We start from the raw sequence: 13,747 nt of genomic DNA on the forward strand, positions 1-13,747 counted from the left end.
AGTCGAATATGCTGAAGTTAATCCAATCCAATCAAATGGAAGTGCTCTGTGCCCATCTTGCCGCGTATTTGCGCCAGCCGCTACCCGGCGCGGCATTATTGCAAAGTGAGCATATTTTGGTGCAAAGCCCTGGGATGTCGACTTGGTTACGCCTTGAAATTGCAAAACAAAATGGTATTGCCGCCGCACTGGAGTTCCCGCTACCTTCCAGCTTTATTTGGCAACTGTGCCACGATTTACTCCCCAATGTCCCCAAGGAAAACGCCTTCACTAAGGCGGCAATGACCTGGAAGCTGATGCAGTTACTGCCACGGCTACTGGATGAACCTTCCTTTGGGCCACTGCGCCATTATTTGGGTCATACCTTAGATAATCTGGAATCGAGCGTGGCTGACAACCATAGCAACCATCAACATGGTGCCGTAAACGCCGATGATATTAAGCTTTACCAACTTTGCGGCCGCATCGCCGATATCTTCGACCAGTATTTGGTTTACCGCCCCGACTGGATTGCCGCGTGGGAAGCCAATGAACCGCTCGATTCACTCAAATTGAATGAGGAGCAAAGCTGGCAACCCATCCTCTGGCGCGCGCTGATTGCCTACAACCGTGATGAGCTGCGTCAAAGCCACTACCACAGGGCCAATCTGCATCAGGATTTGATTGCTGCATTGGGGGATAGCGCCAATTCCCTCGCAAAATTGCCGCAACGTTTATTTGTTTTTGGGATCTCCTCCATGGCGCCCCAAACCATCGATGTGCTCCACCAGCTCGCGAGCCGCATCGATGTGATTATCTTAAGCCTGAGCCCCTGTCAGCATTACTGGGGCGACATTATCGACCCACGCCATCGGGCGCGTATGGCATTGCAATATGCCGGAAAACGCCAATTAGCTGAACAATGGGAAGATAAACTCGAAGTCGGCAATCCCCTGCTCGCCAACAATGGCAAGATGGGCCGCGAATTACTCGATATGCTGCTCGAGCTGCCCCCAGAGCACTGTGACTTTGGCGACGATGTGTACTGCGAGCCCTGCGGCGATCCTAACGATCCCCACGCTCGTGCAAGCATGCTGGCCGGGGTGCAGTACGATATTTTAGAAATGCAGACACTCGATCGCGTACTCGGGCCAGATGCTGAGCTATATCAAGAGGTCGCGAATCGCCGGGTATTAACAGCCGACGATGATTCGATTCTAATCAAGAGTTGCCACAGCCCACTTAGGGAAGTCGAAACCCTGCACGATCATTTACTCGATCTGCTGGATAGCGACAACCAACTCACGCCCAAAGACATAGTGGTAATGATGCCGGATGTCGCCGCCTACGCGCCCTATATCGATGCGGTGTTTGCAGCCAAACAGGGACTGGAATATATCCCCTATGCCATTGCCGACCGCGGCGCTGCGCAGGAATCGCCACTCATAAATAGCTTTTTGAATTTACTCAATATTAATCAGAGCCGTTTCGGACTGACGGATATTTTAAGCATTCTCGAAGTCCCTGCCATTTTGCGACGTTTTCAGCTCGAAGAAGACGAGCTGCCACTTATTCGCCGCTGGTTAGATGAAGCAGGGGTGCGTTGGGGCCGCGATGAACAGAGCCGCCTCAAACAGGGTGTGCCTACCTTCGAGCAAAACTCCTGGGCCTTTGGCATAAAACGCTTAATCTTAGGTTACGCCTTAAGGGACGATGCACCGCTGTATCAATCATCCCCGCAGGGAATGCACTATTTAACCGTGGCTGGGGTGGAGGGCCAATCGGCACAGGCCCTTGGCAAACTGTTGAATTTTATTGAAGTCCTCGATGAGACCACCCAAGTATTAGCCAAGGCGCAAGCGCCCTCACTGCGGTTACTCGAACTCACCGAGCTGTTAAATGCCTTTTACGCCCCCGATGAGGACGAGCGTGAACAGCTGCAAGAAATTCGCGATGCAATTGCCGCCTTAGAGCAAGAACTGCTTGCCGCCAGCCCTGCCGATATGGGTGCACAGGCCAACGACTTAGATTTAAGCATCGAAGTGTTGGCGCTCTGGTTTAATCAGCGCTTAACCGAGTCACGTGTCGGCCAACGATACCTCGCGGGCAGCGTGAATTTTTGTACCTTAATGCCGATGCGCTCGATTCCCTTCAAGGTGGTTTGTCTGCTGGGGATGAATGATGGTGTCTATCCTAGAGTGCAACATCCTGTGGGCTTTGATTTAATGGCGCATTTTGGTGCGCGCAAAGGCGATCGCTCCCGCAGATTAGATGATAGATACCTGTTTTTAGAGGCGCTGCTTTCAGCACGCCAGCAGCTTTACATCAGTTATATTGGCCGTAGCGAACGGGATAACTCTGAGCGTATTCCATCTATGCTGGTTTCCGAGCTAATAGAATATTGCCAGTTATGTTATCTGCCTGAATCGCTTTCGGCAAAGTTACACACGGCGCAAGCTTCTAATGTCAGTAACGAAGATGCCCAACAGGCATTGCTTGAGGCTATTGTGAGCCATCAGCCGCTGCAACCATTTGATCCTAAACTGTATCAAGCAGCACTGCCGCAAGCCCCCGTCTCCCACGGGATAAAACAGAGTTATAGCCAGCAGTGGTGTCCGCCCAATAGCAATAGCCAGTTACAGCATGGCCGATTTATTGAAGCCCATACCCAGATAGTGCTCGAAGATGACGCAATTGGTGATAGTGTTCAGGATATTGAGCCCCTTGGCGAAGCAGAGCATGTCGATATCTCGGCCTTTATTCGCTTCTTTCGCAATCCCGCGCAGTATTTCTTTAATCGTACCCTGAAAGTCGATTTAAACCTGAATATTCAAGCAGATGATAACGATGAGCCCTTTAGTCTTAATGCGTTAGAGCGTTATTTATTACAGGCTCAACTCCTTGGCGATGCGCTTGAGCAAGGGCAAAACGAACCCAGCGCTGAACTGTTACAGCGCCTTAAAGCCAGTGGTAATTTGCCAATGCAGCCCTTTGATGATCTGCTGCTGCGCCAATACAGCCATGATATCGCGCCGCTGATTGGCAGAACCCTGTTTATGCGCGGCGATGTCGCTCCCCGCCATGCCGATATTAGGCTCAGCTTTGAGTTACCCCATCAGAATGCAGGGACTCAGTTAAAAGCCAAGAGGGTGATCCTCGAAGGTCGAATCGATGATATCAGCCCTAAAGGATTGGTCACTTGCCGCCCCGGCAGTGCCCATGGGCGGGATATTTTAGCCTTGTATTTGCGTCATTTATGTTTGATGGCCGCAGGAGTGGCTCAACCTAGCTACCTGCAACCTAGCTATCTGCTGGATATGGGGCATTTTCATGCCCTCGCGCCCATTACGCCAGCGCTTGCCCATGCGCAGCTCGCCAACTTATTACAGCTTTTTTATCAGGGCCAAATTCATCCCCTGTGTTTTATGCCAAGAACCTCCCTCGCCTATGCCAGCGCTGAGGCGGATGAAGAGGAAGACCCGCAACCAAGCAAAGACTCGCACAAAGCCCGGCTCGAAGCGGCGCAAAGCGAATGGCTGGACGAGCAAGGTGAACTGGGCGAAGGCACAGATCCCCATTATCAGCGGCTGTTTCATTTTCCCGACGACTTTACCGAGGCACATTTTGGCAAGCTCGCCGATGACATCTATCGGCCAATGCTTAGCCTCTACCATAAGGATACCCTCGCCCAACTCGAGGAATTTGCCCTGAATGAAGCCCCAACCGCCAGTTCAGAGGGAGCAGTCTGATGACTAAGATATCACCCGCTTTGCCGTTAGATCCGCTCACCCTACCATTTGGCGGCAGTCGCTTAATCGAGGCCAGTGCGGGCACGGGTAAAACCTATACCATTTCAGGCCTGTATCTCAGATTACTGCTTGGGGATGGCTTAAGCGAACCGCTTAATTGCGAACAGATTCTGGTCGTGACCTTTACCAATGCCGCCACTGAGGAGCTGCGGGACAGGATTCGCCGCCGCATTCAGGTGGCCTTTAAGTGTTTCTTAGGGCTTGAGATTAACGATCCTTTTGTGCAGGCGCTGTACGATAAGACGCCTGAAGCCGAGCGCGCTATCGCCCTGAGACGCTTCGATTTGGCGCTCAAATCCCTCGACGAAGCGGCGATTTTTACCATTCACGGATTTTGCCAACGGATCTTGGCCGATCTCGCCTTCGAATCATCATTGTTGTTCGAGTCGGATTTTACCTTGGACGACAGCGAGTTTTTGCACCATGCGGTGCGGGATTTTTGGCGTGAGGCCTGTTATCCGCTGCCGGAGTATTTAGCCCAAATTATTGCCAGCGAATTTGGCGATCCCGACGGATTAGTCAAGCAGCTGAGAGCCTTGCTCGGTGCCAGTGAGGCCAAACCGCTTAAACCCGTGCAGCCCTTTGCTCGTTTGGCTGAGTCCTTAAGCCAGAGTGTGCAGCGCTTTAAACTCGCTTGGCCGTGTGGCCGCGACGCACTGTTAGAGTTACTTCATCGCCTGCCGCTTAACGGTCAACGTTTTGGTAAGGCGAGCGACAATTACCCCAAATTGGCGGAAATGTTCGACCAACTGGACAACTTCTTAGCCTTTGGCCACGGCTTGCCGCCACTTAAAGTGCTAGAAGCGCTGTCACTATCCGAGCTTAAGCTGAATAAAGGTGGCGTGATCCCAAGCGCGAGCGAGGCGCCGCTGCTTGACCATATGGAGCAGTTAGCCGCGCTGATTAACGCGATAAAACCCGCATTTCTCTATAGCGCCAAACAAGGGATCAGCGAGCGTTTTGCCAAGCAAAAACAGCAGAAAAATGTACTGACACCCGATGATCTGCTCACCACTTTGGCCGCAGCAATGCAGGCCAATCCCAACACTTTACCTAAGGCAGTGGCGAGCCGCTTCCCCGTGGCGCTTATCGATGAGTTCCAAGATACGGATCCACTGCAATTTGCTATTTTCTCAGGGATTTATCAAACCCGTTTGGGGATTGATACTCAAGATCCGGCTGTCGAACCTAAGCCTCGCACGGATAGCAAATTAAGCCTGCTGATGATTGGCGACCCTAAACAGGCGATTTATGCTTTCCGCGGCGCCGATATTTACACTTATATCGAGGCGCGCAGACAAACCCAAGCACACTATTTCCTCGACACTAACTATCGCTCGAGCCGCAATCTGGTTTTGGGGGTGAATCATTTATTCGCCCAGCATTCGGATCCTTTTATCAGCCAATCGATTCCCTTCGATCCTGTTAAAACGCCTGCCAGTGCGGCGGCCAAACAACTCGTTGAGCATGCGCCCAATAGCGCCGCGCTGCGGTTAAAACTCTTGAGTGAAGGCGAAACTGGGCTTAATAAGGCCAGTGCACGGCAAACCTTGGCCGAAGACACCGCCGCCGAAATCACCCGTTTACTGACGCAGGCCGCCAATGGCCAATGCAGCACGCCCAAAGGGCCATTAATTGCCAAAGATATCGCGATCTTAGTACGCGATAGAAACGAAGCGGCCGTGATGAAAACCGCGCTCAGCAAGCGCCAGATTGGCGCCGTCTTTTTAAGTCGCGACAGCGTATTTGAAACCGTCGAAGCGCGGGAAATGGCGCTCATTCTGCGCGCCTTGGCCAGCCCCAAGGACGAGCGCGCCCTGCGTAGCGCCCTTGCGACCGCCCTGCTTGGTTATCGCGCCGAACAAATTCATGCCTTTAACCAAGATGAAGAGCAGCGCCAAAGGCTGCTAGAGCAGTTTTTTGAGCTGCACCAGATCTGGCAAAAGCGCGGCATTATGCCGGCGCTGCTCAGCCTAGCCAATGCAACCCAGATGGTTGCGCGACTGCTGCATTCTCCCGCTTCGACAAGCACTGACCAAGCGGAGCAAGATGCAGCCGCTCAGCTTGAGGCGAGCAATGGCGAACGTCGACTCACGGATTTTCGCCACTTAGCCGAGCTGTTGCAGCAAAAGGCGACCGAAATTGATGGGATCAGTGCCCTGCTCAACTGGTATGAGCAACAACTGATTGATAACACTGGGACAGATGAGCAGCAGCTACGCCTTGAAAGCGAGCAAAACTTAGTGCAAATCGTCACCATCCATAAGAGTAAGGGGCTGGAATACCCAGTGTGCTTTGTGCCCTTTGTCAGCCTCGCGCGGGATAATCGCCGCCGCCCGACGCCTATGCTCTACCACAGAACCAATGCCGATGGCGCGCAGGAACTGGTGTGGGATTTAGAGGGCACGGATGAAGGTTGGGAACAGGCAAAGCAGGAAACCTTAGCCGAAGATCTGCGTCTGCTCTATGTGGCGCTCACCCGCCCCGTGTACCTGTGTTATTTGTACATCGCCAACCATAGCCGCATGTTAAAGGCGGGGCTTAAAAGCCAGCTGCATGAAACCGCCATCGGTTATCTGCTTGGGATAGCTGACACTGATTGTGATTTTTCGCGTCTGCAACATGCCGCCAAGGCGCTGGTCGCGGGTCTCGAGTCGAGTCCGCCTGCGATCAGCATTGAGGTCGTGGCCGATGACATAGAGGCTAACAAGCTGCATACGGGGGGAAGTGATTCTCAAACCTTGAGTGCCCGTAAGGTTAGCCGTCAGTATCGTACCCCATGGCGCGTCGGCAGTTATTCCGGTTTAGTTAAAAATGCGCCCCACGCGAAAGCCACACCCGGAGCCGATGATGAAGTCAACGCCGTATTGGGTACAGATACCGCAAACAGCGCAGCTGATCCCTTATGGCCAGCCCCCTTGTGGCAAGAGGCTTTGTTGCAAGAGGCTGCCGGTCCGCAAGCGCAACCTCTGCTCAATCGCTTTAGCTTTGAGCGCGGCGCCAACGCGGGTAGCTTTATGCACTTAGTGCTTGAGTTAATTGATTTTACCCAAGCTGAAATAGACCTACCCCGAGAGCTACCCAAGGCCATGTTGCAATATGGTATTGCCCCCGAATGGCAACCCGTATTAGAAGATTGGTACCTTGAGGTATTACAAGCTCCGCTGGCGTTAATGGCGCAGGATAATCAGCTTATCAATCCCGAACTGTGTTTAGCCGCACTCGCACCGCAGCACACCTTAGTCGAGATGGAGTTTTACCTGCCATTAAATCGCTTAAAAGATACAGAGCTTAACCAACTCCTAGGGCAATTTGGCTACGATACCGAGCTGCAGTTTGACGAGTTACAGGGCATGCTTAAGGGTTTTATCGACTTAACCTTTGAATATCAAGGAAAGTTTTATATAGCCGACTATAAGTCGAACCATCTGGGGGATAATATTCAGGCCTATCATCATAGCGCGCTAAAGCAGGCGATTAGCGACCATAGGTATGATTTGCAATATATTCTCTACTCCCTCGCCCTGCACCGCTATTTAGCGATGCGCTTGCCCAATTATGATTACGATACCCATATCGGCGGCTGTTATTATTTGTTTTTACGGGGAATGTCGGTGCAATATCCAGGCTTTGGGATTTATTACGATAAACCACCCAAGGCGCTTATTTTGGCCTTAGATGCGCTGTTTCAGCGCAGCCTAGAGGCAACAACTGACTCAAATAAAAAGTCCGATGCTCAACTGGATACGGGAGCAATGGCATGATTAGCAGCGAACTCAATCACCCTAAAGCCCCATCAACCCCATGGGTCGAAGCTGGCGCACTTAGACTCAAGGCGCCGCTCACAGAGCTACTCAAATACTGGGAAAAGGAGCGGCTGATCACCCCGCTGGATCGCCATTTTGCCCTTGAGATGGCAAGGCTTCACCCTAATGATGCTCAAGAGCCGCTGTTTATGCTGCTTTGCGCCCTGTTAAGTCAACAGCTCTCTGCCCAACATACTTGCCTAGTGCTCGAACATATAGTGCCAGCCAATCCGCTGGCAGAGCCGGTTAATCACTGCCAGATCCGTTTGAGCCTGCCAGAGCTGATTGCAAGGCTAGAAAATTTTGAAGCGGTTGGTGAACCTCACAGTAATAAGCCACTGATTTTTGATGGCGGCCGACTCTATCTTGAGCGTTATCATCATTTCGAAACCGAGGTGGCCAGTGCCCTGACGAGGCTCTCTTCGAGTCAACCCGTCAACAACACCGATAAAGATTCAGATGCGCCGCTACGCAGGCAGCTCGATTACTTATTTCCAAACGCCGCATCTTCCCATGCAACATCAGCCCTTGAGCCTCATATCGACTGGCAAAAGGTCGCGACGGCAACGGCGCTCGGCAAGAAGCTGGCGGTGATCACTGGCGGCCCGGGTACGGGCAAAACCACCACAGTAACTAAATTACTGTTGTTACAGCAATTAGACTCACCAAAACAGATAAGACTCGTTGCCCCGACGGGTAAGGCCGCCGCCCGATTAAGCGAATCGATAAAGGCTTCGAAAGCAAGACTCGAGCAGGAGCTCAAACAGGCTCAAGCGACAAACGAGCAAGTACACAGTCACGAAACCCAAGCGCTGTTAGCCGCGCTCAAGCAAGTGCCGGAAGAGGCATCAACCTTACATCGTCTGCTGGGGGTTATCCCCAATTCGGCGCAGTTTCGTCACCATCAAGGCAATCCCCTGCGGCTAGATCTGTTGATTGTCGATGAAGCCTCAATGGTCGATTTGCCTATGATGTATAAGCTGCTCACGGCCCTCCCCGCACAGGCGGGTTTGATACTGCTTGGGGATCAGGACCAACTCGCCTCGGTAGAAGCAGGCGCCGTGCTCGCCGATATTTGCGCAGGGCTAAAATACAAGTCGGACCAACACTCTGAATGGAGAATGCGTTATAGCCAAGCCCAGGCCGAGCAATTGAGCAAGCTCACCGGCTTTGATCTACGTGCCTATATTCATCGCGAGCCAAAGATTGGCGACAGTTTCTGTATGTTGACCCACAGCCACAGATTTAAGGGCGATGCCGGCATTGGCCTATTAGCCAGTGCGGTGAACCGCTCCGATCTCGCGGGGATTTTGACCGTATGGCAACGGGGACTAGCCGAGCTTACTTGGCTAGAACACAGTATGGATCTGAGCCAGACCCAAGCCAAAATCAGCGAGCCTGCAAACAACAGCGGCCTTCACGCCCTGCTAACACAAGCCTGTGAGCAATACGCCGAGTATTTACGTCCGCTGCAAGTTTCAAATCCAAGCAGTGTGCCAAGCGCCATCGAAGCCATTGCCCGCTTTAACCAATATCGCATCCTATGCGCCATGCGCAGTGGCGATTATGGTGTCGAAGGTATCAATCAAGCCGTGACTAAAGCGCTGTCTCAGGCAAAGCTTATCCATCCCCAGCAAGAGTTTTACCTTGGCCGGCCGATTATTATCCAAAGCAACGACTATAACTTAGGCCTGTTTAACGGTGATATTGGTTTGATTTTACAGGATGAAGACAGGCCAGAGCGCCTGATGGCCCACTTTATCAAAGCCGATGGCAAACTGCTTAAAGTGCTCCCCGCAAGGCTGCCTAGCCATGAAACCTGCTACGCCATGACGGTACATAAAAGTCAGGGCAGTGAATTTAATCGAGTCGCTCTCGTTCTTCCACCCAATCCGAGCCTAATACAGTGGCAATTGCTCACCAAGGAGCTGGTCTACACCGCTATTACCCGCGCAAAACAACACTTTAGCTGTTTAGGCACACGACAAGTCTTTGAGCGCGCAAGCCAGCAAGCTACCCAGCGAGCCTCAGGTTTAGCCGATAGACTCTGGCGCGATAAATCCATAACCAATGAATAGTTAACTCATTGACTAACAGTAATAAAATTAAAGATAAAGGAGATTTAGATTGACGGAACAAGCCATGATTAAACTGCATCAGATGCAAGATGCCATCAATTTATTTGATGGCATTAACGCTGAGGCACAATTACCCGCACAATACTACGAATGCTCACGTTATATTTCTTGGTCTGAATTTGATGCAATGCAAGTATACGAACTTGATTTTGAACCGTATTTAACTATTGCCGCCACCTGTGATATGCGTTTTTTTACCCTACATCAAAGTCAGCACCGCTTATACCTTGCCCATTGCAATTATGCTGGTCACGCACCGCGATGGGAGGCTCGCCCCATCACCTTGTCGCAACTGACGGATACCGCGTTAATGACCAAGCTGATGCAAGACCACGCCTATCAATTAGGACTCAATATCAACCTCGATTTGGATTACCCAGTCTAGTTTGCTTAATACAACAGACCAAATGTATGCAGGTAAGCTAGTCGTCAAGTAGACTGTGGAATAGATACTCTCTACTTAATCAATTAATCATTGGATAGAGCTCCATTAAGACAATATCCGTCATATTATTTATGTAGGTAAAAATGAAATATATTCTATTGGTTATATTATTGGCATTGTTGGCTTATTCATTTATTGACAACAGAGGTGATGAAGAAAAGTTTATTGAAGAATTTAATAACAACACACTGATTTTTGAGAAGATTAAAGAATTAGCTTGTGTCATCAACTCAAAGAATGGACCTATAAGAACCAATAACTTAGAAAATTTAAACAATCAAGCATTATCCGACTACTTAGATGAATTGAATATTTCCGGAATAGATGTAACAGAGAAAAATGGTAAATGTTTGATTTCCCTCTATCGCGCCGGATTTGGTTTTGGATTTAGCGGTTACAGCTATCATTACAGACTGAATGTAGAAAATCCTAATTTTGAACATTCCAGCGAAAAAACTAAGGTTCACAAAGGTGCATATTCATATGATATAAAATTATCAGATGAATGGGTTTTAACTTTCAAGCAAACCTGAAAAAGATAACTTTTCAATAAAACACTCTTATAATACGACAAACTCAATACTTAACAGTGCCATACCAATAAAGTTGATTTTATGACCCAAACGCCAACCTATTCGCCCGCGAATACCCTTGTGGTACTCGATTTTGAAACTTCGGGGCTCTCACCCAATCAAGGGGCGCGCGCCATTGAGATTGGTGCAGTGTTGATTGAACAAGGGCAAATAACCGCGCGCTTTTCAGAATTAATGAATCCAGGTTTTCGGATAAACAGTTTTATCGAAGATTACACCGGGATCAGCAATCAAATGCTCGCCCATGCGGCGCCCTGCGCCGAGGTGATGGCACGTTTTGCCGCGTTTATCGGTAAACATCATCTGGTGGCCCATAATGCGGCTTTCGATCAACGTTTTCTGGATGCCGAATTTGCCCAGATAGGCCACCACTATCCCGGTCAATTTGGCTGCTCACTCCTGCTGGCAAGACGGCTATACCCTGAGGCTATCAATCATCAGTTGGCAACCCTAGTGCGCCATAAGCAGCTACCAACCGATGGCACCTTTCACCGCGCCTTGGCGGACGCGGAAATGACGGGGCATTTATGGCTGCGCATGCTGGCCGATCTTAAACAAGGGTATGCGATTACTGAACCGCCCTTTAGCCTGATGCAGAAAATCATGACCAAGACTAAGGCCGAGGTGCCTAAGTTTTTGCGCCAGTACGCCAGAGGTTAGTCCCTCACCGATTCAGTTTAGGCTCCAATCTGACACGCTTAGAAAAGTGTCCAATAAAAAGCCGAGTGTTTGATAACACTCGGCTTTGTGATTAAATCAAACTGGATGCGACTCAAGCGAGCGGCGTATGATCAATCCCACAGGAGCTGCGTACCACTAAGGTCGTTGGGATTAATTGCGGGGTCACCGCTTGACCACGAATAAGCTTGAGTAAGCTTTCCACTAAAATCTCACCCGCTAACTGGGTATTTTGCTTAATGGTTGTTAGCGGCGGATTGGCAAAGCTTGCCACGGGAATATCATCATATCCCACCACGGCGACTTGCTCGGGTACCAAGATCCCCTTCTCTTTTAAAGCGCGAATCGCACCGATGGCGATTAAATCACTGGCGGCAAAAATCGCATCGAAATTCAATCCTTTATCAAGCAACTCCAAGGCAGCATCGTAACCTGCGCCCTCGGTGCTGATAGCCGAAATCTGTCGACGAGGATCCACAGTCAGTCCTGCGCACTGCAGTGCTTTGACATGACCTAAATATCTGTCCCTAAACTCAGGGCAATGACTCGATGCGCCACCGAGGAACGCAAAATCCTTACGCCCGAGGGAAATTAAATGCTCAGTGGCAATCAGGCCGCCCTGATGGTTATCGCAGCCGATGGATAATACGGATTTATTGTTATGCTCCGCGCCCCAAATCACAAAGTGGGTGTTCTGTGCCAGCAATTTTTCGAGCTTTTGCTCGTAATCCATATAGTCGCCGTAACCCAGTAAGATAATGCCATCGGCTTTATTACTGTCTTCGTAATCGGCATGCCAATCGCTGGAAAGTTGCTGAAATGACACAAGTAAATCATAACCTTGTTGCGCTGTCGCCCGCGTGATTGAGCCTAACATCGACAGAAAGAATGGGTTGATGAGTGAATCATCATTGGTGGGATCTTCACACAACAACAGGGCTAAAGTATGGCTGTTTTGGGTGCGCAGGTTACTGGCGTTTTTATCGACTTTGTAATTGAGTTCCTTGGCAATCGCTTGGATCCGCTGACGGGTTTCTAAATTGACTAACGGACTATTTCTCAAGGCTCGGGAAACCGTAGACTGGGATACACCAGCACGATAAGCAATATCGATTGAGGTCGCTTTCGATGCCATAGCAAGGTCACCATAATTATTATTTTGTGGCGATACTAAAACAGTTCGAATGACTTGTATAGCCGAAGGGTTTACAACTGACTAACAAGTTAGCAGAGATCAATATCTTGGCGGGAATACTAAGGTTTTGTGATGTCGATACAAGCATACTTGTATCGACATCACAAAACACTTAACCTTTACATACCTAAGAATGCGATGCAGAGCTTATGAGCCAGCCAGTATTACATCTAGAGCTAAAACCCGAGCTAAATCCCGAACTAAATGCCTAGCTCATCAAGCAAGTCATCGGCATCCATGCCGGCATGCTGCTGACTGATCGCAGGTTTGTCAGCCATACGACTCCAAGGCGATGGTGTATCCGCGCCTTGAGCGCCGTTAGTGCCTAAACCGTGCTGTTCGAGCAAGCTGTCAGGATCGAACTCTTCGTCGAATTCAAACTCATCCAGCTTGATAAACTCGGTCTTATCCATGGCAAACTCGAGGTAGAAAATATGATTATTTTCAGTTTTAAACGACACACGTCTGGCGACTGCATCGTCTAAGTTTGCATCGATTGAAATGGTCAACTCTTTGTTTATCGTTAACATTTTTGGCTGACTTTGACTAATCGAGGTTTGCAGTTCCTTAGAAATCTTATTGATAAAGTCACCCAAGATTTGGTTCATCAACTCGCCCATCACGTTACCCACTTCATCGGAAGTGTGGGAGAAGGCAAGCTCTTCCTCCGGCATCCCCATATTGAGCATATAACGGCGGTAAATTTCGATGGCCGCAGGGGCAGAAAAGTTGATCACGACGAGGCCCGAAAAGCCACCATCAAAAATCGAAAAACAGCCTAAATCGGGCTTCAAGCGGGTACGGGCAATGCTCTGCACCATGCCGGCGTGGCTTACATGGCTGGCACTGGTGCTGGATAACACGTGGGCAACTGAGTGGCATAACTTCAACAGAATGTCATCAGAAGTCACAATAGTATTTGTCGTCATAATCGATTCTCAAACTTAACAGTTGATTAATCTTGCGCGTAAAAGAGTAAAAAATCAAAACTAAAACAACTAATTAGAAACACTGCGCATACAGAGGTATTCGTTATGCACATAACCAATTGAATTTGTTCAATACTTAGTATGATTTTCGCCTTGCTGGCGCTTTAAAAATCAC

At 49.7% G+C, this 13,747-nt stretch carries 8 protein-coding genes; 6 read left to right on the top strand and 2 right to left on the bottom strand.

The window, feature by feature from the left end; genetic code table 11:
* The first annotated feature begins 8 nt into the window (after nt 1-8).
* From recC to N5E87_RS11635, 6 genes are all read left to right on the top strand, one after another.
* Nucleotides 9-3,728, top strand: a complete 3,720-nt coding sequence (gene recC, locus N5E87_RS11610; protein WP_086903290.1) for an exodeoxyribonuclease V subunit gamma — start codon at nt 9-11, stop codon at nt 3,726-3,728.
* Entirely contained in the window at nt 3,728-7,552 is a 3,825-nt protein-coding gene (gene recB / locus N5E87_RS11615) for an exodeoxyribonuclease V subunit beta (protein WP_086903289.1), read from the top strand. Before recC ends, recB begins: the two co-directional genes overlap by 1 nt.
* Complete coding sequence (gene recD, locus N5E87_RS11620; protein ID WP_086903288.1) at nt 7,549-9,672, top strand: exodeoxyribonuclease V subunit alpha; 2,124 nt, start codon at nt 7,549-7,551, stop codon at nt 9,670-9,672. The genes recB and recD overlap by 4 nt, the downstream gene beginning before the upstream one ends.
* A 64-nt stretch (nt 9,673-9,736) precedes the next feature.
* On the top strand, nt 9,737-10,117 hold the full coding sequence (locus tag N5E87_RS11625; protein WP_086903297.1) for a hypothetical protein: 381 nt from the start codon (nt 9,737-9,739) through the stop codon (nt 10,115-10,117).
* Between the two features lie 143 nt (nt 10,118-10,260).
* On the top strand, nt 10,261-10,710 hold the full coding sequence (locus N5E87_RS11630) for a hypothetical protein (RefSeq protein WP_086903287.1): 450 nt from the start codon (nt 10,261-10,263) through the stop codon (nt 10,708-10,710).
* Nucleotides 10,711-10,791: 81 nt separating this feature from the next.
* Nucleotides 10,792-11,430 carry a 3'-5' exonuclease gene (locus N5E87_RS11635; protein ID WP_086903286.1) on the top strand — a complete coding sequence of 213 codons (639 nt, stop codon included), beginning with the start codon at nt 10,792-10,794 and terminating at the stop codon, nt 11,428-11,430.
* Between the two features lie 112 nt (nt 11,431-11,542).
* Here N5E87_RS11635 and N5E87_RS11640 read toward each other — a convergent pair whose 3' ends face one another.
* Together N5E87_RS11640 and N5E87_RS11645 are read right to left on the bottom strand one after the other, a co-directional pair.
* On the bottom strand, nt 11,543-12,583 hold the full coding sequence (locus N5E87_RS11640; protein ID WP_086903285.1) for a LacI family DNA-binding transcriptional regulator: 1,041 nt from the start codon (nt 12,581-12,583) through the stop codon (nt 11,543-11,545).
* 260 nt (nt 12,584-12,843) lie between these two features.
* Complete coding sequence (locus N5E87_RS11645) at nt 12,844-13,572, bottom strand: DUF3334 family protein (RefSeq protein ID WP_086903284.1); 729 nt, start codon at nt 13,570-13,572, stop codon at nt 12,844-12,846.
* Nucleotides 13,573-13,747: the final 175 nt, after the last annotated feature.

The organism is Shewanella sp. GD03713 (assembly GCF_029843705.1).
Classification (GTDB): Bacteria; Pseudomonadota; Gammaproteobacteria; order Enterobacterales; family Shewanellaceae; genus Shewanella.